The sequence below is a fragment of the Sphingomonas changnyeongensis genome (genome assembly GCF_009913435.1).
Classification (GTDB): domain Bacteria; phylum Pseudomonadota; class Alphaproteobacteria; order Sphingomonadales; family Sphingomonadaceae; genus Sphingomonas_B; species Sphingomonas_B changnyeongensis.
On sequence record NZ_CP047895.1, the window covers coordinates 1,301,942 to 1,325,794 of the forward strand.

At 68.8% G+C, this 23,853-nt stretch carries 20 protein-coding genes, 1 tRNA gene and 2 pseudogenes; 4 read left to right on the top strand and 19 right to left on the bottom strand.

Annotation, left to right across the window (positions count from 1 at the left end):
* Window positions 1-212: 212 nt before the first annotated feature.
* From rbfA to rimP, 6 genes are read right to left on the bottom strand one after another with little or no spacing between them, the layout of a single operon-like run.
* Window positions 213-617, bottom strand: a complete 405-nt coding sequence (gene rbfA, locus GVO57_RS06445) for a 30S ribosome-binding factor RbfA (RefSeq protein ID WP_160593867.1) — start codon at window positions 615-617, stop codon at window positions 213-215.
* 8 nt (window positions 618-625) lie between these two features.
* Window positions 626-2,938: a translation initiation factor IF-2 gene (gene infB, locus GVO57_RS06450; RefSeq protein WP_407695713.1), complete on the bottom strand. Its 2,313-nt coding sequence runs from the start codon at window positions 2,936-2,938 to the stop codon at window positions 626-628.
* Window positions 2,862-3,248, bottom strand: coding sequence for a translation initiation factor IF-2 associated domain-containing protein (locus tag GVO57_RS15600; protein ID WP_407695714.1), 387 nt, complete (start codon window positions 3,246-3,248; stop codon window positions 2,862-2,864). The genes infB and GVO57_RS15600 overlap by 77 nt, the downstream gene beginning before the upstream one ends.
* A gap of 7 nt (window positions 3,249-3,255) precedes the next feature.
* The gene (locus GVO57_RS06455; protein WP_407695715.1) at window positions 3,256-4,053 is read right to left on the bottom strand and encodes a DUF448 domain-containing protein; all 798 of its coding nucleotides are present in this window, start codon (window positions 4,051-4,053) and stop codon (window positions 3,256-3,258) included.
* Window positions 4,034-5,629, bottom strand: coding sequence for a transcription termination factor NusA (gene nusA / locus GVO57_RS06460; RefSeq protein WP_160592470.1), 1,596 nt, complete (start codon window positions 5,627-5,629; stop codon window positions 4,034-4,036). Before nusA ends, GVO57_RS06455 begins: the two co-directional genes overlap by 20 nt.
* A gap of 11 nt (window positions 5,630-5,640) precedes the next feature.
* Complete coding sequence (gene rimP, locus GVO57_RS06465; protein ID WP_160592471.1) at window positions 5,641-6,165, bottom strand: ribosome maturation protein RimP; 525 nt, start codon at window positions 6,163-6,165, stop codon at window positions 5,641-5,643.
* Window positions 6,166-6,500: 335 nt separating this feature from the next.
* Between rimP and GVO57_RS06470 the strand changes: the two genes are divergently transcribed.
* The gene (locus GVO57_RS06470) at window positions 6,501-7,649 is read left to right on the top strand and encodes a PQQ-dependent sugar dehydrogenase (RefSeq protein WP_160592472.1); all 1,149 of its coding nucleotides are present in this window, start codon (window positions 6,501-6,503) and stop codon (window positions 7,647-7,649) included.
* Window positions 7,650-7,944: 295 nt separating this feature from the next.
* On the opposite strand, the gene GVO57_RS14895 is transcribed toward GVO57_RS06470, so the two are convergent.
* The 6 genes and pseudogenes from GVO57_RS14895 to GVO57_RS06495 all read right to left on the bottom strand — a co-directional run bounded on the left by GVO57_RS14895 (window position 7,945) and on the right by GVO57_RS06495 (window position 13,931).
* Window positions 7,945-8,568, bottom strand: coding sequence for a DNA/RNA helicase domain-containing protein (locus GVO57_RS14895; RefSeq protein ID WP_233281512.1), 624 nt, complete (start codon window positions 8,566-8,568; stop codon window positions 7,945-7,947).
* Window positions 8,517-9,911 carry a DNA/RNA helicase domain-containing protein gene (locus GVO57_RS14900; protein ID WP_233281513.1) on the bottom strand — a complete coding sequence of 465 codons (1,395 nt, stop codon included), beginning with the start codon at window positions 9,909-9,911 and terminating at the stop codon, window positions 8,517-8,519. Before GVO57_RS14900 ends, GVO57_RS14895 begins: the two co-directional genes overlap by 52 nt.
* Window positions 9,912-10,085: 174 nt before the next feature.
* A tRNA-Thr gene (locus GVO57_RS06480) sits at window positions 10,086-10,161 on the bottom strand.
* A gap of 50 nt (window positions 10,162-10,211) precedes the next feature.
* Window positions 10,212-11,060 carry a hypothetical protein gene (locus tag GVO57_RS06485; RefSeq protein WP_327785549.1) on the bottom strand — a complete coding sequence of 283 codons (849 nt, stop codon included), beginning with the start codon at window positions 11,058-11,060 and terminating at the stop codon, window positions 10,212-10,214.
* 39 nt (window positions 11,061-11,099) lie between these two features.
* Window positions 11,100-12,586, bottom strand: a pseudogene (locus tag GVO57_RS15400) (serine hydrolase domain-containing protein).
* Window positions 12,576-13,931, bottom strand: a complete 1,356-nt coding sequence (locus tag GVO57_RS06495; RefSeq protein ID WP_160593869.1) for a replication-associated recombination protein A — start codon at window positions 13,929-13,931, stop codon at window positions 12,576-12,578. The pseudogene GVO57_RS15400 and the gene GVO57_RS06495 overlap by 11 nt, the downstream one beginning before the upstream one ends.
* Window positions 13,932-14,244: 313 nt before the next feature.
* On the opposite strand from GVO57_RS06495, the gene GVO57_RS06500 reads away from it, so the two are divergent.
* Together GVO57_RS06500 and GVO57_RS06505 are read left to right on the top strand one after the other, a co-directional pair.
* Entirely contained in the window at window positions 14,245-14,910 is a 666-nt protein-coding gene (locus GVO57_RS06500) for a DUF1013 domain-containing protein (protein ID WP_201752703.1), read from the top strand.
* A gap of 250 nt (window positions 14,911-15,160) precedes the next feature.
* The gene (locus GVO57_RS06505) at window positions 15,161-16,111 is read left to right on the top strand and encodes an MBL fold metallo-hydrolase (protein ID WP_233281514.1); all 951 of its coding nucleotides are present in this window, start codon (window positions 15,161-15,163) and stop codon (window positions 16,109-16,111) included.
* A gap of 9 nt (window positions 16,112-16,120) precedes the next feature.
* Here the strand turns inward: GVO57_RS06505 and GVO57_RS06510 are convergent, their stop codons facing one another.
* The 7 genes and pseudogenes from GVO57_RS06510 to GVO57_RS06530 form a co-directional block, all read right to left on the bottom strand.
* Entirely contained in the window at window positions 16,121-16,783 is a 663-nt protein-coding gene (locus GVO57_RS06510; protein ID WP_201752704.1) for a copper resistance protein B, read from the bottom strand.
* Entirely contained in the window at window positions 16,723-17,046 is a 324-nt protein-coding gene (locus tag GVO57_RS14590; RefSeq protein WP_201752705.1) for a hypothetical protein, read from the bottom strand. Before GVO57_RS14590 ends, GVO57_RS06510 begins: the two co-directional genes overlap by 61 nt.
* Complete coding sequence (locus GVO57_RS06515; protein ID WP_160592474.1) at window positions 17,046-18,851, bottom strand: copper resistance system multicopper oxidase; 1,806 nt, start codon at window positions 18,849-18,851, stop codon at window positions 17,046-17,048. Before GVO57_RS06515 ends, GVO57_RS14590 begins: the two co-directional genes overlap by 1 nt.
* Before the next feature lie 103 nt (window positions 18,852-18,954).
* Window positions 18,955-19,797 carry an efflux RND transporter permease subunit gene (locus tag GVO57_RS15255; RefSeq protein ID WP_268830448.1) on the bottom strand — a complete coding sequence of 281 codons (843 nt, stop codon included), beginning with the start codon at window positions 19,795-19,797 and terminating at the stop codon, window positions 18,955-18,957.
* Window positions 19,798-19,874: 77 nt separating this feature from the next.
* Window positions 19,875-21,979: pseudogene (locus GVO57_RS15260) on the bottom strand (efflux RND transporter permease subunit); the annotation flags it as partial.
* Window positions 21,976-22,254 carry an efflux RND transporter periplasmic adaptor subunit gene (locus tag GVO57_RS06525; protein ID WP_160592475.1) on the bottom strand — a complete coding sequence of 93 codons (279 nt, stop codon included), beginning with the start codon at window positions 22,252-22,254 and terminating at the stop codon, window positions 21,976-21,978. The pseudogene GVO57_RS15260 and the gene GVO57_RS06525, both read right to left, overlap by 4 nt.
* Window positions 22,251-22,988, bottom strand: coding sequence for an efflux RND transporter periplasmic adaptor subunit (locus tag GVO57_RS06530; protein WP_160592476.1), 738 nt, complete (start codon window positions 22,986-22,988; stop codon window positions 22,251-22,253). The genes GVO57_RS06525 and GVO57_RS06530 overlap by 4 nt, the downstream gene beginning before the upstream one ends.
* Before the next feature lie 148 nt (window positions 22,989-23,136).
* Between GVO57_RS06530 and GVO57_RS06535 the strand changes: the two genes are divergently transcribed.
* The gene (locus GVO57_RS06535) at window positions 23,137-23,805 is read left to right on the top strand and encodes a TetR/AcrR family transcriptional regulator C-terminal domain-containing protein (RefSeq protein WP_160592477.1); all 669 of its coding nucleotides are present in this window, start codon (window positions 23,137-23,139) and stop codon (window positions 23,803-23,805) included.
* The last annotated feature ends 48 nt before the right edge of the window (window positions 23,806-23,853 follow it).

Below are 23,853 nucleotides of genomic sequence, written 5' to 3' on the forward strand. Positions count from 1 at the left end.
AGGTCCTGGCCGGTGAGGGTGGCCGGCGATGCAGGGCAGGTGCTGCCGGCGTCTGCGCACCGGCTACCCCTGCAAGCATGGCGGCGAGCGCAAGGCCGAAAATCGGACGGAACAGCACGCCACATGCAGTGGCAGCGGGCGGGGCGGGGGCAGACCGGTCATGCCCACACTGTGCGGGTTTTTCCCCCCGGTTCAACCCCGTGCGGTTCGGATCAGTCGTCCTCGCGGTCCAGATCCTGCGCGACTTTCGGGCTACGCAGCACCGAATCGATGCGGCTTGCCTCGTCAAAGCTCTCATCGGGCAGGAATTTGAGCTGGGCGGAGAATTTCAGGTTCACCCGCCGCGCCACTTCGCCGCGCAGATATTTGACGTTGCGCTTCAGCGCGTCGAGCACGTCCTTTTCATCCGCGCCCAGCAGCGGCTTCACGAACACGGTGGCGTGGCGCAGGTCGGGCGACATGCGCACCTCGGTCACCGACACGCTGTGCGCGGCGAGCACATCATCATGCACATCGCCGCGCATCAGCACCTCGGACAGCGCATGGCGAACCTGCTCGCCCACGCGCAGCAGGCGCACCGACGGTTCGCCGGATGCACCGCCGCGCGCGCCGTTCACCGCCCGGCTCACAGCGTGCGTTCGCGCAGCTCGACCTCGAACGTCTCCAGATAGTCGCCGGCCTTGATGTCGGTATGACCCTCAAAGGTCACGCCGCATTCCAGACCCGCGCGCACTTCGGCGACATCGTCCTTGAACCGCCGCAGCGAGGCGATCGAGCCGTTGTAGATGATGACGTCGTTGCGCGTGATGCGCGCGCGGAGCGCCTTGCGGATAAAGCCTTCGGTGACGAGAAGACCGGCGGCCTTGCCATGCTTGCCGGCCGAGAAGACCTCGCGCACCTCGGCGCGGCCCACGACATGCTCGATCGATTCCGGGCCGAGCTGACCGGCCATGCCGGCGCGGATCTCGTCGGTCAGGTGATAGATCACGTCGTAATATTTGAGCGCGACGCCGTCACGGTTGGCGATCTCGCGCGCCTTGGCATTGGCGCGGACGTTGAAGCCGATGATCGGGGCCTTGGACGCGCTCGCCAGGATGACGTCGCTCTCGGTGATGCCGCCGACGCCCGAATGCAGGATGCGGACCCGGATGTCCTCGGTCCCGATCTTGTTCAGCGCGCCGACAATCGCTTCGACCGAACCCTGGGTGTCGGCCTTGACCACCACCGGATATTCCATCGCCTGCTTGTCGCGCAGCGCGGAGAACATCGATTCGAGGCTGGCCGGGGCCGATGTCGTGCGCTTCTGCTGGATCACGCTGGCGCGATAGGCGGCGACCTCGCGGGCGCGCGCTTCGTTCTCGACGACGGTCAGCTGGTCCCCCGCCATCGGCACGCCCGACAGGCCGAGCACCTCGACCGGGGTCGACGGACCGGCGACCTTCACCTGCCGGCCCTTGTCGTCGATCATCGCGCGCACCTTGCCGCTTTCCGCGCCGACGACGAACACGTCGCCGACCTTGAGCGTGCCGCGCCCGACCAGGATGGTCGCGACCGGGCCGCGGCCCTTGTCGAGCTGCGCTTCGACGACCGTGCCCTCGGCTGCGCGGTCCGGATTGGCGCGCAGTTCGAGCAGTTCGGCCTGAAGCTGGATCTTCTCGATCAGCTCATCGAGATTCTGGCGCTTGAGCGCGGAGACTTCGACGTCCTGCACGTCGCCGCCCATCTGTTCGACGACGACTTCATACTGGAGCAGCTCCTCGCGCACCTTTTGCGGCTTGGCCTCGTGCTTGTCGATCTTGTTGATCGCCACGATCATCGGCACGCCGGCGGCCTTGGTGTGGTTGATCGCCTCCACCGTCTGCGGGCGCAGCCCGTCATCGGCGGCAACGACGATGATGACGATGTCGGTCACATTGGCACCGCGGGCGCGCATTTCGCTGAACGCCTCATGGCCCGGCGTGTCGAGGAAGGTGATCTTCGATCCGTCCTTCATCGTCACCTGATAGGCGCCGATATGCTGGGTGATGCCCCCGGCTTCGCCCGCGACCACATCGGTGCCGCGCAGCGCGTCGAGCAGCGACGTCTTGCCATGGTCGACATGGCCCATGATCGTGACCACCGGCGGACGCAGCTTCAGCGTTTCGGGCGCATCGACGTCATCGGCGGTCTGGATGTCGATATCGGCATCCGACACACGCTTGATGCGGTGCCCGAACTCGGTGACCAGCAGCTCGGCGGTATCCTGGTCGATGGTCTGGGTCAGCGTGACGGGCATGCCCATCTTGAACAGCGCCTTGACCAGATCGGCCCCGCGTTCGGCCATGCGGTTGGCGAGTTCGGACACGGTGATCGCCTCGGGCACCACCACGTCGCGCACCTGCTTGGTCTGGGGCTGGCTGAACCCGCCCATATGGGCGCGCTTTTCCTTTTCGCGCGCGCGCTTGAGCGCGGCGAGCGAGCGGGCGCGCGCGCCCTCATCGTCGTTGAGCGCGCGGGTGACGGTCAGCTTGCCCGACTGGCGGCGGTCATCGGTGCCGCGCGCCGGACGCGCCGGGCGCGCCGGCGGTTCGGGCCGGCGGACGGGCTGCACCGGGGTGAAACGGCGCGGCGGCGGGGCCGCCGGGCGTTCGGCCTTGGGCTCGCCGCCCTCTGCCGGAGCGGCGGCAGCGGCGGGCGCGGCAGCGGGTTCGGCCGGCGCAGCGGCCGGGGTCGACGCCGGGGCCGGGCTTTCGGCGGCGCGGCGCGCCTCTTCCTCGGCGCGCTGACGCGCTTCTTCTTCGGCGCGGCGGTTTTCCTCGGCACGGCGGCGTTCTTCCTCGCTCGCGGCCTGGCGCTCCTGCTCCTCGCGGCGGCGCGCTTCCTCAAGCGCGGCCAGACGCGCTTCCTCGGCCTCGCGCAGCAGCCTTTCCTGCTGCTCGCGCCGCTCCATCGCCGTCATCGGGCGGCCGACGGGCGGGCGCGGGGCGGGGCGGGCGCAGGTGCGGGCTGCGGGCGCGGGGCGACCGGCTCAGCCGCCTGCGGCGCGGGGGCCGGGGCGGGCGCAGCGGCGGGGGCGGCGCCTGGACCTCGGGCTGTTCGGCCTCGCCGGGCCGGCCGAGCACGCGGCGGCGTTTGACCTCGACCACGACGGTGTTCGAGCGGCCATGGCTGAAGCTCTGCTTGACCTTGCCGGTCTCGACCGTGCGCTTGAGGCCCAGCGGCGCGCGCGCGCCCAGCTTCGGCTTGTCCTTGTTGTCGATGTCGCTCATGAACCCGTCACAACCCTTCATTCGCCGCCGCAGCAGCCGGCGCGCCATCGGGCGCCCCGGCCGCGATTGGACCTTGCGAGGCGGTTTCGCAAGGCTCATCCCTCAAACCAAATCCGATAAAACCATGCCAGCGGTCGAGCGCCGCGCCGATGCGCCGGGCAGCGCCCGCATCGACCACGCCGACATGCACGGCATTTTCGCGCCCCAGCGCTGCCGACAATATGGCGCGCGGGGCCGCGATTACGAGTCCGCGAAGCGCGGTGCCTTCGGCATCCGATCCGACGCGCAGCGCCTGATCGAGCCGGCGGCTGCCATCGGGTGCGGCATCGCGCGCATGCAGAAGCAGCGCGACGCGGCCCTGGCGTGCGGCGGTCTCGATCCGTTCGGATCCGGTCAGCACCGTGCCGGCGCGCGCTTCCAGCCCCAGCCGGTCAAGCGCCGCGCGCTCCAGCTGGCCGGCGATACGGTCGGCCAGATCCTCGGGCACGCCGATGCGCGGCTGGCGGAACGCGCGCGCCAGCGCCTGTTCCAGCCGCCCGCGCGCCGCCGCCCCGTCAAGAATCGTGCGATCGGCGCTGATCCATGCGCCCCGGCCCGGTGCCTTGGCGCGGACATCGGGCAGCACCTGCCCGTCCGGGCCGAGCGCAAGGCGCACCAGCCCGTCCCTGTCCGCTCGCTGGCCGGTCAGGATGCATTTGCGCTCGGCATCGGCGGCCGCGCGGCGGGTGCCGCGCGGCGCGTCGTTCAGCTCCGGCGCTGGCGTCTCATTGGCCGACCCTGGCCTTTCATTGGGAAGTGTCCGCAACCGCGTCCTCCCCTTCAAACCAATGGGCACGGGCCGCCATGATGATCTCGTTGCCCTGTTCCTCGCTCAGGCCATAATCGGCGAGGATCCCGCCCTTGTCCTGTTCGCGCGGCTGGTCGTTGTTGCGGCGGCGCGGCTCGGCGCGGCGGCGGGCGACCAGTTCGTCGGTGGCGAGATCGGCGAGATCGTCGAGCGTCTTGATCCCCGCCTTGCCGAGCGTGACCAGCATCGCCTCGGTCAGATGCGGGATCGCCGCCAGTGCATCCTCGACGCCGAGCGACTGGCGCTCCTCGCGATTGGCTTCCTCGCGGCGATCCAGCGCTTCCTGGGCGCGGTTCTGCAGCTCGGCGGCCAGTTCCTCGTCAAAGCCCTCGATGGTCGCGATCTCGTCCTGCTCGATATAGGCGACTTCCTCGAGCGTGGTGAAACCTTCGGCGACCAGCAGCTGGGCGAGCGTCTCGTCGACGTCCAGTTCGTTCTGGAACATTTCCGAACGCTCGGCGAACTCGCGCTGGCGTTTGTCCGAGGCGTCCGTCTCGGTCATGATGTCGATCGCCTTGCCGGTCAGCTGCGAGGCGAGGCGGACATTCTGCCCGCGCCGGCCGATCGCCAGGCTCAGCTGGTCGTCGGGGACGACCACTTCGATCCGGTCCTCTTCCTCGTCGATCACGACGCGGCTGACATTGGCCGGCTGCAGCGCGTTGACGACGAAGGTCGCGGTGTCGGGCGACCAGGGGATGATGTCGATCTTTTCGCCCTGCATTTCCTGGACGACCGCCTGCACGCGGCTACCCTTCATGCCGACACAGGCGCCGACCGGATCGATCGACCCGTCATGGCTGATCACGCCGATCTTGGCGCGGCTGCCCGGGTCGCGGGCGGCGGCCTTGATCTCGATGATGCCGTCGTAGATTTCGGGCACTTCCTGCGCGAACAGCTTCTTCATGAAGTCCGGATGGGCGCGCGACAGGAAGATCTGCGGCCCGCGATTCTCGCGGATCACGCGCAGGATCAGCGAACGGATGCGGTCGCCGACGCGCACCACTTCACGCGGGATCTGCTGGTCGCGGCGGATCACGCCTTCGGCGCGGCCCAGATCGACGACGACATGGCCGAACTCGACCCGCTTGACGACGCCGGTGATGATCTCCCCGACCCGGCCCTTGAACTCTTCGAACTGGCGCTCGCGCTCGGCGTCGCGGACCTTCTGGAAGATGATCTGCTTCGACGCCTGCGCCTGGATGCGGCCAAACTCGATCGGCGGCAGCGGATCGACGATGAAGTCGCCGACCTTCGCGCCCTTTTCCAGCTTCTGGGCGTCGGCGACCGACACCTGCTTGAAATAATCGTCGACCGCCTCGACCACCTCGACGACGCGCCACAGCCGCAGATCGCCGCTGTTGGGATCAAGCTTGGCGCGGATGTCGTTTTCCGCGCCATAGCGATTCTTGGCCGCGCGCTGGATGGCGTCTTCCATCGCCTCGATGACGATGGCCTTGTCGATCAGCTTTTCACGCGCGACCGAATCGGCGATGGCAAGCAGCTCGGCCTTGTTGGCGGAGATAGCGGTGGCCATGATCGTCTAACCTATCCTTCTACCTGGATTGTATCGGCGCCATCCGCATCCAGCGGCGCGGTGGCGGCAATCAGCCTGTCGGTCAAAACCAGCTTGGCGGCCTTGAGGCCGGAAAAGGGCAGCAGCGCCTCGCCGCGCGGGCCGAGATCGACGCGGATGGTCTCGCCGTCGACACCCGCCAGCACGCCCTGGAACTGCTTGCGCCCGTCAAGCGGCTCGCTGAGCGTCAGCCGCGCCTCATGCCCGGCCCAGTCGGCAAAGTCGCTCAGCCGGGTGAGCGGCCGGTCGATGCCCGGCGAGCTGACCTCCAGCCGATACGCCTGCTCGATCGGGTCGGCGGCGTCGAGCATGTCCGACAGCCGCCGCGACAGCGCAGCGCAGTCGTCGATCGTCAGCTGGCGCGTGTCCGGGCGCTCGGCCATCACCTGCAGCGTCGGGTCCGACGTGCCGCCGATCATCGCGACGCGCACCAGCGCGAAGCCAAGGGCCTTGGCCTCCGGCTCGATCAGCTGCGTCAGGGTGGCGATGTCGGTCACTGGGACTCCATTATGGCCGGGATGGCCGTGCACGGGGATGGGCGCCGGAGTTCCGCGGGAACCCGGCCTCAACGTCGTTACCGATGTCGAGGAATATGACGCCATATACGCCCGAACGTCCGCGCGGACAAGAGGGCTTGGGGCCGGGCCGGGCGGCGGCGCGTGCATTTGACCGGCCCGTGCATTTGACCGGCCGGTATCGCCGGGGGGCGATTGGCGGGATGGCGCAATGGCGCTAGGTGCGGTGCTGCGCGTTGATGCGTCCGGGCGGGATGCCATCCCGGTTGACGGGGGGCGCCGCACCCAGGTTCACGCCAGGATCGAGGATTTCGTCCATGTCATTGCCCGCTTCTCTGCCGATCACCGGTTTCCGCCGCCGCCTCGCGCCCGTCGCCGGGGCCGCGCTGCTGACCATCGCCTGTTCAGGGCAGGCGCAGGAACCGTCCGCCGCGCCGTTCACGGTGACGCCGGTCGCCGATTTCGACGCGCCCTGGGCGATGACCTTCCTGCCCGACGGGCGGATGCTCGTCACCGAAAAGGCCGGGCAGATCCTGCTGGTCGCCGCCGATGGCAGCGCGCGCACCGCGCTCGCCGGGGTGCCGGCGGTGGCGACCGGCGGGCAGGGCGGCATGCACGACGTCGTCCTGCATCCGCGCTTTGCCGCCAACCGGCTCGTCTATTTCAGCTATGTCGAGCAGAATGATGCGGGGGCCAAGGGCGTCGTGCTGGCGCGCGGCCGGCTGGAAGAGGCGGGGACGCCCCGGCTCGACAAGGTCGAGGTGATCTTCAGGGCGACGCCCTATGTCGAGGGCAATGGCCATTTTTCGGGCCGCATCGCCTTTGCGCCCGACGGCAAGCTGTTCTTCACCAATGGCGAGCGCCAGAAATTCGATCCCGCGCAGGATCCGGCGGCGACGCTGGGCAAGGTGCTGCGCCTCAATGACGACGGCACCCCGGCCAAGGGCAATCCGCTGGCGGCCAAGGGCTTTCATCCCGCGGTCTGGTCCTATGGCCATCGCAACCTGCTGGGCCTTGCCTTCGATGCGCGCGGCAATCTGTGGCAGCAGGAAATGGGTCCCAAGGGTGGCGACGAGGTCAATCTGGTCCTGCCGGGGCGCAATTACGGCTATCCGCGCGTGTCGAACGGCGATCATTATGACGGCCGCGACATTCCCGATCACCAGCCCGGCGACGGCTTTGAAGCGCCCAAGGTCTGGTGGAATCCGGCGATCTCGCCGGGCGGGCTGATCGCCTATTCGGGCCGGATGTGGCCGGAATGGCGCGGCGACCTGTTCATCGGCGGCCTGTCGAGCAAGGCGCTGATCCGCGTCGATGTCGACGGCACCAATGCCCAGAAGGGCAGCCAGTGGGACATGGGCGCGCGCATCCGCGAGGTCGAGGAAGGGCCGGACGGGGCGCTGTGGCTGCTCGAGGACGGTGCCCAGGGCTCACAAGGCCGCCTGCTGCGCCTCACCCGGCGCTGAGCCGCCTGCGGGAACGAGCGCCCGCCCCGCGTCCGGCGACGCGGGGCGGCACGCGCGCAGGGCTGCGATTGCGGTGCGTCAGGTCGGCGTGGGCCGATGGCCGAGGAAATCAAGGTTCAGCGATAGCTTACGGCCAAGATTATTAGAAAAGGTTGCGAGGGATTATAGTGACGTAGTCGTGAGGCTTGGGGCTCAGTCCGACGGGATTTGATCAAACGGCTATGTCACTGTTCTGTTGCGTGGAGCGGTCAAGAGATCGCTGGCTCGCCGAACGAGATGTTTGACCGACACGATCCTACTGGCCATATAGCTCCGGTACTCCACAGCGCTGCAGAAAGGCGAAAGTGTCGTTATAGAAGCTGGGCAGTCGCGTCGGGTCTTTGGAATCTCCCTTCGGAATGAAAATGATCATGCCTTGTCGTGCTCGGGTAAGAAGAACCCGGTATGCATTGGTCATGTACAGTTGCTTGCTACGGTCGTTTACGTTTCGCCAAGCTGTGCCCTTAAATGCAAAGAACTGCCATGAATTACCGGAAAAACGTAAATCGGCGTCCCAGCAGACACATGTCCAGTCAAGCTCTAGGCCCTGAACATCAAACTGTGTCGCTACTTCTTCAAGATAAAAGGATGAGCGAACGTCCCACTTGTCATTGAGGAACCAGGTCGGCGGATCGATTTTGGCATTCACTTGAATGCCTTCGGGGCGCAGGCGATGGGCGCCCGACGATGCGACTAAGCCATAGCGCTCGCTGCCGCGAGCGCGGCTTTGAAGCCATGCTCGCGCCGTGCCAATGTCTCGCGTAGCGGCGATCGGGTATCGGCCGCTCAACTCCGTTAGAATTGATCTGGCATCATCCGCTGATCCATTCACAACATGCCCGACGAATGCCGAGAGCTGCTCTGCTCGGAATGAGCGCATAGAGACTGCCAGGTGGAGCTCTGGGTGTTTTGGATGTTGGGTGCAGCGAGCATGGCCGCAGTTTTCTGATCCACTGTATAGTGACTATCGTCTAATAGCGAGGAGGCATGGATATCCCAGTCTAGGAATCTTTCGCGAAGAGAAGTTAACCACTCAAACAGGCCAGCTTCACCCGTGTTTATTTCTTGACCTCCGCCGATAAGGCAGATGATCGTGCACCATCCTTGGTTTCGATTCATAACGCTAATCAGAAATTCGGGCTCTGACATTGTGAAGCCAAGATAGCCACGCTTCGTCTGCATGAACTTAGAAGTCTGTTCCTTTGTCCAGGCGCGCTGGGCTTCGTCGAACACTACGACTTTCTCGAACGGCGGTTCATCCCGCTCTAGGTAGTAATCACGGAAATGATGAATATTCTGGATAAATCGCTTTACCGCGCGATTTGCATCGGATTTTTTCACTCCATCGCGTGCAGCCTGATCTCGGGCTAGGGCTTCGCGTAGAACGTCAACGAGTGGGCCGTTACCTGATAGGAAAACAGCGTGTTCATCCTGATGTCCTTGAGCGCGTTTTGCTGCAATGTTTAGACCTGCAAGCGTCTTTCCCGCTCCCGGAACGCCAGTAATAAAGCAGATGGACTTACGACCTTTCTTTTTTGCGTGATCGATGATGTTGGCGACTTTTTCTGAAGTGCTATTTAAGTTTTTTGCTCCGGCATCTGATCGAGAAATGTCTTCAACGCTATGGTTCCTGTACAGGGATTCGGCAGCTTCAATGATTGTTGGTGTTGGTCTGTAGCCTGAGGTGCGCCACCCCATGACGTCTATCAAATGAGCAGTATGCTCTTGCAAGGCAAGATCGAGAACCTGACGTATTCCGCAACGGCCGGTGAGAACCGGCGAGGCTACGCGATCCTCGGCCCACTCAAAACGGGATATTTCGTGATTGAGCGCCTCCGTTGCGCACAGCACCGGCACGATTGGTAAAGTGTGACTACCTAAGTGGAAGTTTTTGAGATCGAGCGCATAGTCATGTACCTGATCGATAGCGCAGCTATCGAACGTGGCTGAGCCGACTTTGAACTCGATTACAAACACCATGCCACCAACCAACATGACCACGTCAGCGCGCTTACCCATGCGGGGGATCGAAAATTCGAAAAAGATATGCCCATCTAGCAGGCCGTTGAGCTCGCCCCTGAGGAGCTCGATCTGAGCAAGCCAAGCATTGCGTTGCTGGTGTTCCAACGCATGGTGATGCGCCTGCGTTAGCTCACCTAGGATCTCGGTCGTCGACTTGTTAAGAAAATCACTGATCGATGAGGAGAAATAGGCGTCGTTCATATGCGTGTATTGGCTTGCTTGAAGCCCATGCGCAATGACGAGAGACAGCGTATTTCTAATCAGGCCGCTTGCCCGTGCCTGCTCCCGGGGAAGTCTGGCCGCCTTTATCTGATGTGCTTCCGGTTAGGGCGAGCGTCCTGGCCTCTGCTTGGCGCCTTGTCACGCCTCGTGTGATGGTGCCGGGTGTCGGACTCGAACCGACGACCTACCGCTTACAAGGCGGTTGCTCTACCAGCTGAGCTAACCCGGCCCGGGCATGGTGGCTGTGCGCGCCACGCGTCACATCCCACGCTCCATGCGTCAGCGCACGCCGAACGTCCAGCCTTCGGTGTGCCTGACCGGCTCCAGCCCCGGCGGATGCCACAGACCGGCGTCGGCCGCCACCCTGCGCAGCCAGGCGGCGGTCAGCATCGCGTCGGTCGCATGGTCGGTATAGCGCGGCAGCGCGACATGCGCCGCGCTGTCCAGCCGTGCCAGCGCCGCATCCAGCCCGGCGGCGTCGCGCACCTTGCTGCGCCCGGCGGGCAGGCCGGCGGCGCGGGCGGCAAGGCTGGTATAGATCTCGACGATCACCGGCCCCGCGTCCGGCAGCGGATCGAACGGCCAGACAGGGATGCGCCCGCCCAGCCGGTGGAGCAGCCGCATGCCGGTGAGGCTGGATTTGCCGACCTGCGCCGCGCCGACCAGGTTGAAGCAGCTGGCCGGGGCCAGTGCCAGGCCGCGCTGGCGTTCCTCGACATGGCGCAGCCGCCCGCGCCCGGCGCTGCCGAACCGGTCGCCCAGCGGGCGGCCCTGACGGCGGAAATAGCGGCTGGCCTCGGCATGATCGACAAAGCGGTTGGCGGCCAGATGCGGCTCGTCGCCCGCTAGCCGGTCGACCAGCGCCCAGAGCGCGCGGGCATCGGCCGGGCTGTCGGCCCAGCCGGGAAAATAGGCCCCCAGATCGGCAAAGGGAAAGGCGGGGGACAGATCCAGCCCGATCAGCATCGGGGTGCCTGCATCGGCATGGCCGAGCAGCCAGTCGAGAATCGCCGCGCGCGTCCAGCCGTCCGCCGGGGCGATCAGCGCCGGTGCGTCCTGGCCGGCCCGTGCATGGGCGACGGCCAGCCCAGGCGGCCGGGCGACCGCCGCCCCGACCAGTCGATGCACACGAAATCGCGGAACCGGTCCGGGCCGGGGGCTGGCCCGTCAGCCGCCATCGCCGGCCAGCGCGCCGAGCACATCGGCGGTGAAACGGGCAATGTCGAAGCCGCGCCCGGCCGGATCCTCGCCGCGCCGCACCAGCACCAGCCCGCGTGCCGGCACGACCATCACATATTGGCCGCGATTGCCCTGTGCGGCGAAGCTGCCGGCGGGCAGGCCCTGTTGCGCGCCGAACAGCCACAATGTCGCGCCATAGCCGGGGCCGCTGTCGGGCTGCGGGCCGGACGGGGCGGTCATCCGCGCTATCCAGCCGGCGGGCAGCAGGTTTTTGCCCTGCCAGACGCCATCGGCGCGCCACAGCTCGCCCAGCCGGGCAAGGTCGCGCGCGGTCGACCAGACCTGCGAGGACAGGATGAGATTGCCCTGCCAGTCCGCCCCAGCGTCGTGTGCCGAAGGCCGAGCGGGCCGAGCAGCCGCGCCGCGGCGAACTGCGCGACATCGCCGTCGCCCAGTCTTGCCCGCAGCGCGCGGATGGCGAGCAGAATGTCGTTATTGGCATAGCGGAAGCGCGTGCCCGGCTGCGCGCCCAGCGGCCAGAACGGGGCCTGTTCGGTGACGCTGGTGCCGCCGAAATAGATCGCATCGGTGCGGTTGCCGGCGCTGTCGCTGGTCAGCCCGGAGGCCATGCGCAGCAGCTGATCGAGCGTGATCGCCGCGCGCGGATCGCCGGGGCTGCGCCATTCGGGCACCGGTGCGGGTGCCGCCGGATCGAGCAGCCCGTCGCCCGCCGCGATGCCGGCCAGCGTCCCGGCGATGCTCTTGGCGACCGACCAGGTGCGGTTGGGGGTGAACGGGCCGAAGCCGGGCGCATAGGCTTCGCCGATGATCCGCCCGTCCCGCACGACGACCAGCCCGGTCGTGACCCCGCCATAGCCGCCGGTGAGCGCCGCATCGATCCGGGCGGACAGCGCCGGGCCGGGCCGGGGGGCGATGCCGGCATCGCCCAGCGGCCAGGGGCGCGGATCGGCGGGAACGGCATGAAGCGGCGGGGTTGCGATCTGGGTTGGGGTTGGGGCGGGCGGCGCCGCCTGGCCGATCGGGGCGAGCGTGCAGCCGGTCAGCGGCCGCCACTGCGCGAAACGCGGCGGCAGCCCGGCATCGAACGGCACCGCGACCAGCCGGGCCGCCCGGTCGATCTGCGCCGGCAGCGCCGATGCCAGCGCCTGATATTCGGGATAGATGCCCTGCATCTCGGTCGCCGCCACCTGTTCGGGGGTGCGCCCGGCCGACAGCACGCCCTCGCACAGGGTGAGCGCCGTATAGCCGGCGGCGATCGCCCGCTGATGGATGGTCAGCGCCGGGCCGGGCTGCCCCGCCGGCGCTGCGGCAGGCCGATCGGGGGGCAGCGCCTGAGCGGCGGCAAGCGATGCCCACAGGCTTATCCCCAGGCCTGTGCCCACAATGCTCCCCATTTTCATCCCCAGCTCTGTCCCCGACTTGGCCCCCAGCCTTGTCCCCGGTTCAATCCTCATCCCTGTGCCCCTGACTGTCCGCCCGTTTATCCGCAGATTTATCCACAGCCGGGTCACGGTCGCGCCTCATCCCGTCCCAATAGGCCAGCCGTTCGGCGATCCGCGCTTCAAAGCCGCGCGCCACCGGCCGGTAATAGGTCTGGGCGGCCATCCCCTCGGGCCAGTAATCGGCCCCGGAAAACCCGTCCTTGCTGTCATGGTCATAGGCATAGCCATGGCCATAGCCGATGTCCTTCATCAGCCGGGTCGGCGCGTTCAGGATATGGGCGGGCGGCATCAGCGATCCGGTGTCGCGGGCGCTTTTCCATGCCGCCTTCTGCGCCTTGTAGGCGGCGTTGGATTTGGGCGCGGTGGCGAGATAGAGACAGGCCTGCACGATCGCCAGCTCGCCCTCCGGGCTGCCCAGAAAGGCGTAAGCGTCGCGCGCCGCCATGCACTGGACCAGCGCCTGCGGGTCCGCGAGGCCGATATCCTCGCTGGCAAAACGCGTCAGCCGGCGCAGCACGTAAAGCGGCTCCTCGCCCGCGACCAGCATCCGCGCCAGATAATAAAGCGCCGCCTGCGGGTCCGAGCCGCGCAGCGATTTGTGCAGCGCGGAGATGAGATTGTAATGTCCCTCGCGGTCCTTGTCGTAGACGGCGACGCGGCGGTGGAGCAGCGCCGACAGCCCGGCCGGATCGAGCGGCGCGGGCAGGTCGAGCGAAAACAGCGTTTCCGCCTGATTGAGCAGGAAGCGGCCATCGCCGTCTGCGCTGGCAACCAGCGCCGCCCGCGCCTCGGCATCGAGCGGCAATGGCCGGCCCGCCGCCGTCTCCGCCCGCGCGAGCAGCTGTTCGAGCGCCGCCGCGTCCAGCCGGTGCAGGATCAGCACCTGCGCGCGCGACAGCAGCGCGGCATTGAGTTCGAACGACGGATTTTCGGTGGTCGCGCCGACCAGAATGACGGTGCCGTCCTCGACAAAGGGCAGAAAACCGTCCTGCTGCGCGCGGTTGAAGCGGTGGATTTCGTCCACGAACAGCAAGGTGCGCTGCCCCATGCGCTTGTGCTCGCGCGCCTCGGCAAAGGCCTTTTTCAGGTCAGCAACGCCCGAAAACACCGCCGAGATCGCTGCAAAGCGCAGCCCGACCGCATCGGCCAGCAGGCGGGCGATGCTGGTCTTGCCGGTGCCGGGCGGTCCCCACAGGATCATCGAGGCGAGCCGCCCCGCCGCGACCATCCGGCCGATCGCGCCCTCCGGCCCGGTCAGATGATCCTGGCCGACGACATCGCCGAGCGCGCGCGGGCGCAGCCGGTCGGCAAGCGGCCCGCCTGTTTCTGTCCCGCCTGTTCCAACGCCGCCGGCCATGTCCCGGCCCGCCGCGCCGCCATTGTCGGCGGTGACGGGGCCGAACAGATCGCCCGGTTGGGGGGCAGGGCGTGGGGGCGGATCGGACATGGCGGGGGACGCTGCTTAAGGGCGGTGCAAAAACCGGGATGACGGGCCAGCAAGACCGGATGCGCCCCGGCCGGTCAAGTGCGGCCGGCATGGCCCGCACGCCCGGCGCGCTTGCGTCCTTGCCTCTGGCGGCGCGGCGCACTAAAAAGGAGGATGCATGGTCGGCCGCTCCGTGAAGGGGCGGCCCTATTTGTTTCCGGAGGTTTCCTTGGCTCAGCCGCTGATGCCGCACGCGACCGCTTCCTGGCTGGTCGAGAATACGGCGCTCACATTCCAGCAGATCGCTGATTTCTGCGGGCTGCACATCCTTGAGGTGCAGGCGATTGCCGACGACACCGCCGGCACGCGCCTGACCGGGCGCGACCCGGTGCGCGCCCATGAGCTGACGATGGACGAGATCGAGCGCGGCCAGGCCAATCCCGATTACCGGCTGCGCATCCAGAAGGGGCCGGAACAGGTCCGCCGCACCAAGGGGCCGCGCTACACCCCGGTGTCGAAGCGCCAGGACAAGCCCGACGGCATCGCCTGGATCATCCGCAACCATCCCGAAGTGTCGGACGGCGCGATTTCCAAGCTGATCGGCACCACGCGCACCACGATCGCGGCGATTCGCGACCGCACGCACTGGAACATCGCCAACATCACGCCCAAGGATCCGGTCACGCTCGGCCTGTGTTCGCAGCGCGAGCTGGACGCGATCGTCGCCAAGGCGGCGAAGGCGGCGGGGATCGAGGCACCGACCGACCAGCGCCTGGCCGGCGACCGCGAGGCGCTGATCGAACAGCTGCGCGCCGAGCGTGAGCGCGCCGCCCGCGAGGCCGAGGCGGCCGCGCGCGGCGAACTGGACACCGCCGACCGGCCGGCGTTCGAGGATCCGTTCCGCCGCTGATCCGATGGGCGGGGGCATCCGTCCATCTCGACAAGCAAGGCCGCGGGCGGGATAGGGGACGCATGACCTTGCCCCGCCCGCCCGCCGACCCGCATCCGCTGCCGCCGCATCCACCGCTCCCGTCGCCCGTGAAGCGGGCGTTCCGCCGCTGGCCGACCATCACCCCCGGCGCGGCACGGCGCGCGGGCTTGATTATCCGTTCGGCGACCGCGCCCCCGCGCCCGGCGAGATCATCGATCTCGGCCAGGGTGTGTCATGGATTCGCCTGCCGCTGGGCGGGCCGCTGGGTCACATCAATGTCTGGGCGGTCGAGGAGGCCGACGGGCTGGCCCTGATCGACACCGGCGTGCCGACCGATGCCTGCAAACAGGCATGGCGCGACGTGCTGGCCGGGCCGCTGGGCGGCCGGCCGGTCAGCCGGGTGATCTGCACCCATATGCATCCCGACCATATCGGCCTTGCCGGCTGGCTGTGTACCAAGTTCGGGACAAGCCTGTGGATGACGCGGGGGGAATATCTGACCGCGCGGCTGCTGTGCGCCGATGCGCGGCCCGCGCCGCCGGCTGAGGCGGTCGCGACCTGGCGCGGCGCGGGCTGGACCGAGGCGCAGATCGCCGCCGCCACCGCGCGCGGCTGGGGCAGCTTTGCCCGTTCGGTCCACCGCATGCCCGAAGGGTTTGTGCGGGTGAAGGCCGGCGACGATCTGGGCGGCGGCTGGCGCGCGGTGATCGGCAGCGGCCACAGCCCCGAACATCTGTGCCTTGTCGACGAGGTGCGCGGCATGATGATCGCCGGCGATCAGGTGCTGCCGCGCATCAGCTCGATCGTCGCGATCTCGATCCTCGAGCCGGAGGCCGATCCGCTGGGCGAATGGCTGGCCTCGATCGCGCGGCTGCGCGCCGAACTGCCGGGCGACCTGCTGGTGCTGCCCGCGCATGGCGCGGTGTTCACCGGCCTCCATGCCCGGCTCGATGCGCTCGCCGACGGGCATCTGCGCACGCTCGACCGGCTGCATGCCCGGCTGGTTGAACGCCCGCTGCGCGCGGTCGATTGTTTCGGGGTGATGTTCAAGCGCGCGATCGACGACAAATTGCTCGGCATGGCGACCGGCGAGACGCTTGCCCATCTCCAGCATCTCGAACAGGCCGGGCGCGCGGTGCGTGAGCCGGTTGACGGCGTCTGGTGGTGGCGGGCCTGCTGAGCGCGACCGTCAGAACCAGCTGCGCAGGCCGATGACGACGCTCGTTTCGGTGCCGCCTTCGCCCGCCGCGCGGGCGAAGCGGCCGAAGCGCCGCCCGAACGAGACGCCCAGATAGGGGGCGAACTCGCGCGCGATCTCGTAACGCAGCCTCAGGTCGAACTCGCCGTCCGACAGGCCGGCGGCGATCCCGCGTTCGGGAATGGCGGCGGCGGCAAGGTTCAGCTCCACGCGTGGCTGCAGCACCAGCCGCTGGGTCAGCCGCTGGTCATAGCTGGCGGCGAACCGGCCGGTCAGCTCCCCCTTGGTCGACAGAAAGCCGAGCGCTTCGATTTCGAACCAATATGGCGCAAGGCCTTCCACGCCGAACACCGCATGGGTGCGCGACGGATCGGGGCGGACATCGTGGCGCAGCCCGGCCTGAAGGTTGAAATAAGGACCGATGGCGCGCGAATAAACGGCCTGCAGTTCCACCTGTTCGGCGGCGCGGCCCAGATCGCCCTCGCCCTCGAAGCGGACGAGCAGGCGGTTGATGTCGCCGCCGAACCAGCCCTCGCCCTCGATCCGCCAGCCGTCGCGGCCGCCGCGCAGCTGCAGCTCGGCAATGTCGAACATCAGCTGGGAATAGGACATGCCGCCATGTTCGTGCCTGAGCATCGCGCGCGACGCACGCATCGCCTCCGCCCCCAGATGCGGTCGGCATAATCGGGGGTGGCGGGCGGCGGCGCGGGCTGGCGGGGCGGGGCGGCGGCGGGCGGTGCCGGCGTGCAATGGCCCATCGCCGCGTGTTCGGGCGGGCAGGGCGGCGGAGCGGGGGCCTGTGCTGCCGGCGTGCAATGGCCCATGGCGGCATGTTCGGGCGGGCAGGCCGCCGCCGGCTGTGGCTGCGGCTGCGGCTGGGCGGCGGCGGCCAGAACGGTCAGGATCAGCGCGGGCATCAGGCGGCGCGATCGGAATCGGGGCGCACCGAGACGATCTGCATCATGCCGGCATGCATGTGGTAGAGCAGATGGCAGTGAAACGCCCAGTCGCCCACGGCATCGGCGGTCAGATCGAAACTCAGCTTGCCGCCCGGCTGCACCTGCACGGTGTGCTTGCGCGGCGCATGGTCGCCATGCCCGGTCACCAGCTCGAAATAATGGCCGTGGAGATGGATGGGGTGGCCCATCATCGTGTCGTTGACCAGCGTCACGCGCACCCGTTCGCCGGCGCGGAAGGTGATCGGGGCCTTGACCTCGGACAGCTTCTCGCCGTCGAACGCCCACATATAGCGTTCCATGTTGCCGGTCAGATGGATCTCGATCTCGCGCGCGGGCGGGCGCGGATCGGGGTTGCGGGTGGCGGACACCAGATCGCGATAGGTGAGCACCCGGTGGCCGACATCCGCCAGCCCCTGGCCCGGCTCGCCGGTGCGGTCGACCGGCATGGGCGAGATGGACTGGACGGTCGGCGTGCGGCGCACCGTCGGCGGCGCGAGGCTGAAATCGCGCATGCCATGGTCCATCGGGGCTGCCGGCGCGGCGGGGCTGCAATGGCCCATCGCCGCATGTTCGGGCGGGCAGGCGGCGGCACCCACCCCGTCATGCCCGCTCCCGCCATGCCCGCCCCCGTTATGCCCGCCCATCCCCATGTCCTTCATCGTCGCGAGCGGCCGGGGGCGGAGCGCGGGGAAGACGGGCATCATGCCGGGCCGGGGGGCAAGCACGGCCCGCGCCATGCCCGACCGGTCGACGCTTTCGGCGACCAGCGCATAGGCGCGGTCATCGCCCGGGCGGACGATGACGTCATAGGTTTCGGCAACCGCGATCTGGAACTCGTCGACCGTCACCGGGCGCACGGGCAGCCCGTCGGCGGCGACGATGTCGAGCGCGAGGCCGGGAATGCGCAGGTTGAACGTCGTCATCGCCGAGGCGTTGATGACGCGCAGGCGGACGCGCTCGCCCGGCTTGAACAGCGCGGCAAAGGGCATGGCCGGGCCATGGCCGTTGACCAGATAGGTGTAGGTCGCGCCGGTCACGTCGGCGACGTCGGCGGGGTCCATCCGCATGCCGCCCCAGGCGGCGCGCTCGGCGGCTTTCTGGTCGCGCCCGGCAAGTTGGCCGAACAGCGTCTGCTTCTGATAATTGAAATAACCGCCCATCTGCTTCAGGCGGCGCATGATCATGTGCGGGTGGATCGGGCTTGAATCCGACAGCAGGATCACATGCTCGCGGTCCGCCGCCACCGGGTCGGGCGCGTCCGGCTCGACGATCAGCGGGCCGTAATGGCCCATCTGCTCCTGCAGGCCCGAATGGCTGTGATACCAATAGGTTCCGGCCTGTTGCAGCGCGAACTCATAGGTAAAGCGCCCGCCGGCCGGAATGCCGGGAAAGCTCACGCCCGGCACCCCGTCCATGTGAAACGGCACCAGCAGCCCGTGCCAGTGGATCGAACTGTCCTCGTCCAGTTCGTTGATCACCGTCAGCCGCGCCGTCTGGCCCTGTTTCAGCCGGATCAGCGGGCCGGGCACCGTGCCGTTGATGCCGATGGCGTGGCGCGGCCGGCCATCGACCATCATCATCTGGTGCGCGATGCGCAGCGTGACGTCCGGCCCCGTCAGCTCGGGCAGCGTCGCCAGCCCCGCCGATACGGGCTGCGCCCAGCCGGGAAACCAGGGCAGGGCAAGGGCCGACAGCCCGGCACCGGCAGCCTTGAGCAGGCCGCGCCGGTCGAGCGGCGCGGCGGGATGGGATTGATCGGTCACGCGGCCTGCATTTCGGGTGCCGGTGCCAAAGGTCAAGGGGCGGGGGCGGCGGCCTGCCCCCCGATGCCCGTCGCCGCGGCCGCCCGTTCCTCGCCGCGCGCAATCAGCAGATACATGACGGGGTGACGATGCGCGACATCAGCGTCGACGACACCAGCCCGCCGATGATCACCCAGGCGAGCGGTGCATAAAGGCCCGATCCCGACAAAGCGAGCGGCAGCAGCCCGCCAATCGCCGTCACGCTCGTCAGCAGCACGGGCAGGAAGCGCACCTCGCCCGCGCGTTCGATTGCCGGGCGCAGGGCCATGCCCTCGGCGCGCAGCTGGGCGGTGAAATCGACGAGCAGGATCGAGTTCTTGATCTCGATCCCGATGAGCGCGACGAAGCCGATGATCGCGGTGTAGCTGAGCGACAGCCCGTTCGCCCACAGCGCGACCAGCCCGCCGAACAGCCCGAGCGGGATCACGCCGGCGACCACGGCGGTTTCCTTGAACCGGCCAAACTCCAGCACCAGCACGCCCATGATCCCGAACACGGTCAGCAGGATGATCCCGCCCAGCCCCGAAAAGCTGCGCGCCCGCGCTTCGGCCTCGCCCCCCACCGCAATGCTGTAGCCGGGCGGCAGCTTGATGCGCGCGATCCGCTCCGCGCTCGCCGCGCCGACGCGCGAGGTGAGCGCGCCCAGCTGGACATTGGCGGTCACCTGCACGCTGCGCTGCTGGCGGTCGCGGGTGATCTGGGCCGGCCCCGCCGACAGGCGCGGGCGCGCGATCTGCGCCAGCGGGATGGCCGCGCCGGGCGCGGCATTTGTCGGCACATGGATCTGTTCGAGCGCGGCGATGCTGTGCCGCTCGCCCATCGGCAGGCGGACGACGACGTCATAGCTGTCGCCCTCGGCATCGCGGAACCGGCCCGCCGGCTCGCCCGCCAGCGCCAGCCGCGCCACCCGCCGCGCCGCCCCGGCGCGACGCCGAGCAGCGCCGCCTTGCCGGCATCAAGGCCCAGATCCAGGTCGATGCGATCGAGCGCCAGCGGGTTGCGCACGTCGCGCGCGCCCGGCGTGTCCTTGAGCGCCGCCTCGACCGCACCCGCCAGCCGCTTCAGCTCGGCAAGATCGGGGCCATAGACGGTCCAGGCGATCGGGGCGGCGATCGGCGCGCCGTTCTGGAACGGGGTGACGGTGATGCGCGCGTCCGGATAGGCGGCAAAGCGCGCCCGGATGCGGCCGATCAGCGCCGGGCCGGCATCGGGGTCCCAGCGGTCCATGACGCCCAGCACCGCGCCGATATTGCTGCGCTGGTCGATCTCGCGGACATTGTAGAACACCTGCGGATTGCCGCGGCCGATATTGGCAAGGCGCGTCGTCACGTCCGGCTCGGCCGCCAGCACGCGTTCGACAAAGCGGACCGCCCGGTCGGTCTGGCTGGTCTCGGCACCTTCGGGGGCTTCGATCTCGACCAGGAAATAGGGGGTGTCGGCGGATGGAAACAGGCTGGTGCCGATGATCGGCACCAGGCCGATCGCCGCCGCGCACAGCGCCATCGACGCGCCAAGCGCCCGCCATGGCCGCTCCAGCGCCCAGTGCAGCACCGGGGCGTAGAGCCTGTGGATGCCCCCCTCGACCCATTGCAGGATGCGGTTGCCATGCGCGCCTTCGGTGCGCGGCAGGATCCGGCTGGCGAGAAACGGCACGATGGTCAGCGAAACCATCAGGCTGGCCGCGACCGTCGCGATCACCGCGAGCGGCAGGCCGCGGGTGAACTTGCCCGCCCCCTCGGGCAGGAAAACCAGCGGCAGGAACGCAAAGATCAGCACCCCGGTGCAGCCCAGCACCGCGACCGCGATCTGCGACGTGCCGGCAAGCGCCGCCTCGCCGCGCGTCAGCCCGCCGCGCAGCCGCCGGGCGATGTTTTCGACGACGACGATCGAATCGTCGACCAGCAGGCCGAGCGCCAGGATGAAGCCGGCGATCACCAGCTGGTTGAGCGTGTAATCGGCCAGCCACATCGCCAGCACGCCGATCGCCAGGCTGAGCGGGACCGAGATCATCACCACCAGCGACGCGCGCAGGCCGAGCGGCAGCAGCGTGATCAGCACCAGCGCCAGCGCCAGCGCAAAGTCGCGGCCGAGCTGGCCGAGCTTGTCGGCAATGTCGCGGCTCTGGTCGAACCCGGCGACGAGCGCGATGTCGGGCGGCAGGAACGGCCGCGCACGCTCGGCCGCCGCCATCACCCCGCGCTGCACGTCGAGCACATTCACCCGGTCCTTCTGGGTGACGGTCAGCCAGATTGCGCGCTTGCCGTTCCACCGCGTGACATGGGTGCGCTCGGGCGATGCCCAGCCGATCTCGGCCACGTCGCCGACGCGCACCACGCTGCCATTGCCCGCGCGCAGCGGCGTGTCGCGCAGTTCCTCGACCGACCGGAAGGCGCCGCCCGCGCGGACGTTGAACCTCTGGTCGCCCACGCTGACCGCCCCGCCGGCAGGTCGGCCCCGCCCGCGCGCAGCGCGTCGGTGACGGCGCTGACCGGCAGGCGCAGCTCGGCCAGCCGGCCGAGATCGACCGCCACGCGCATTTCGGGCACGGGCAGCCCCCAGATGCGCGCGCCGCGCACGCCGGGGACGCGGGTGAAGCTGTCGCGCAGGTCGCGCGCGACCTTTTCCATCCGGCGGAACGAGGCGGTATCGCTGACCAGCGCGAACTGCACGACCGCGCTTTCGGTGGTGCGGACCTTGCGGAACTCGAGCCGTTGCAGCCCCTGGGGCAGCTGGGCGCGGATGGCGTTCACCTCGCGCACCACCTCGTCATAATCCTTTTCGGGATCGGTCGACCAGGCGAACTCGGCCGTCACCACCGCCTGACCGTCGGTCGCGCGCGACTGCACCCGGTCGATGCCGTCCAGCCCCTGCAGTACCTCCTCGATCGGCTTGGCGACCGTCTGCTCCATGTCGGCGGGGTCCGCGCCCGGCTGGATCGCGACGATCACGACCACCGGGATCGGGAAATGCGGGTCGACCGAGCGGGGAATGGCGAGAAACGCCTGGATGCCAAGTGCTGCAAGCAGCGCGAACACGATCAGCGTCGCCTGCCAGCGCGTGACCGCAAAGCCGGTGATGCGCGCGATCACCGCACCACCCGCACCTGAGCGCCGTCGCGCAGCCGGTCCAGCCCGGTCGCGACGATCGCTTCCCCGGCCTTCAACCCGGCAGACAGGGTCACGCCCGCCTCGCCGATCGCCTCGATCCGCACCAGCCGTGCGCGGACGCGGCCGGCGCGGGGATCATGGACATAGACGAACGCTTCCTCGGTGCGTGCAGCGAAGATCGCGGTGGCGGGGATGACCGCCGCGCCGCCGGTTCCGCCGCCCGCACCTCCCGTTACGATGCGCGCGGTGCCGATCATCCCTGAACGCAGGCCGGGCAAGGCGGGCAGGGCGATTTCGCCGATGAATGCCCCGGTCGCCGGGTCGCCGCGCCCGCTGATCCGGCGCAGCTGGCCCGCGACCGGGCGGGGCCGAGTGCCGGCAGGCGCAGTTCGGCCGGGGTGCCGGGCCTGAGCGCCGCCGCCTGCCGGTCGGTCAGCGGCAGCTGGAACACCAGCCCGCCCCGCGCATCGCCCAAAGTGAGGACGGGGCTGCCCGCCGCGGCGATCGCGCCGGGATCGAGCGTGCGGGCAAGGATGACGCCCGCGCCCGGCGCGTGGATGCGGGCGTAACGCTGGTCGAACCGGGCGGCGGCGGCGCGGGCATTGGCGGCGGCGGCACCGGCCTCTGCCGTTTCCAGCCGGGCGCGTGTCACCCAGCCCTGGCCGGCGAGCGTGCGCAGCCGCGCCAGCTCCAGCGCCGCGCGGCGCGCATCCTCGGCGGCGGCCACGGCATTGGCATCGGCCGGCCCGGTCTCGAGCGTGGCAAGCAGCTGGCCGGCGCTGACCGTGTCGCCCACATCGACCAGCACGTCGCGCACCCGGCCGGGCTGGGCGAAGGCGAGGGGCGTTTCCTCGGCATGGCGGACGGTGCCGGTGATCGTCGCCATCGCCCCGCTGTCCGCACCGACCCGGACCAGCCGGACCGGCACCGGTTCCGCCCGGGGCGCGGGGGCCGGCTGGGCCGCCTTGCACCCGGCCAGGGCAAGCGCCATGACGAGGCCCCGATGCGCCTGTGCTGTCCACCCTGTCATGGTCTGTCCGCCCCCTGCCGGTTCCCGTGCCGATGCCGCTGCCGACCCGCGCGGAATCGGTTCGGATGAAAAACTATACCCATCGGTTCAAAAAAGATAGTCTGGCGGCATGAGCGGCCTGCCATACCCTGCTGCGCCCGATCCTGCTGCGCGCGCGCCCGGCCCCGGACGGCCCGCCGATCCGGCGCGGCGCGATGCGGCGATCGCCGCCGCCCAGGCGCTGTTTCTGGCGCAGGGATTTGAACGCACCAGCATGGCCGCGATCGCCCGCGCCGCCGGGGTCGCCAAGCCGACGCTCTATGCGTGGTTCGGCGACAAGGCGCAGCTGTTCGCCGCCGCCGTCACCCGCAAATGCGAGACGGTGCTCGGCAGTTTCGATCTGCCGTCAGCGGGCGGCACCCCGGCCGAGCTGCTGACCGCGGCGGCGCGGCGTTTCCTCGATCTCGTGCTCGACCCGGAAGCGCTCAACACCCACCGGCTGGTGACGATGGAGCGCGAACGTCATCCGGAGCTGGGGCAGCTGTTCCTCGTCCATGCCATCGCCTTTACCAAGGCGCGTTTTACCGCGCTGATCGCCGCGCTCGCCGCGCGCGGGCTGGCGATCGACGATCCCGAACAGACGGCCAGCGACCTACTCGGGCTGCTGCGCGGCTGGCCGGTGCTGATGTGGGAACTGAGCGGCCCCACAATGTCGCCGGCCGAACTCGATGCACATGCCGCGCGCTGCGTCGGCGTCGCGCTGGCCGGGCATCGCCCCGGTGCGGTGGCAACGGGTTGACGTCATGACGGCGGGGCGGTGTGACGGCAGCCCGGCGGTCGGGCTGGC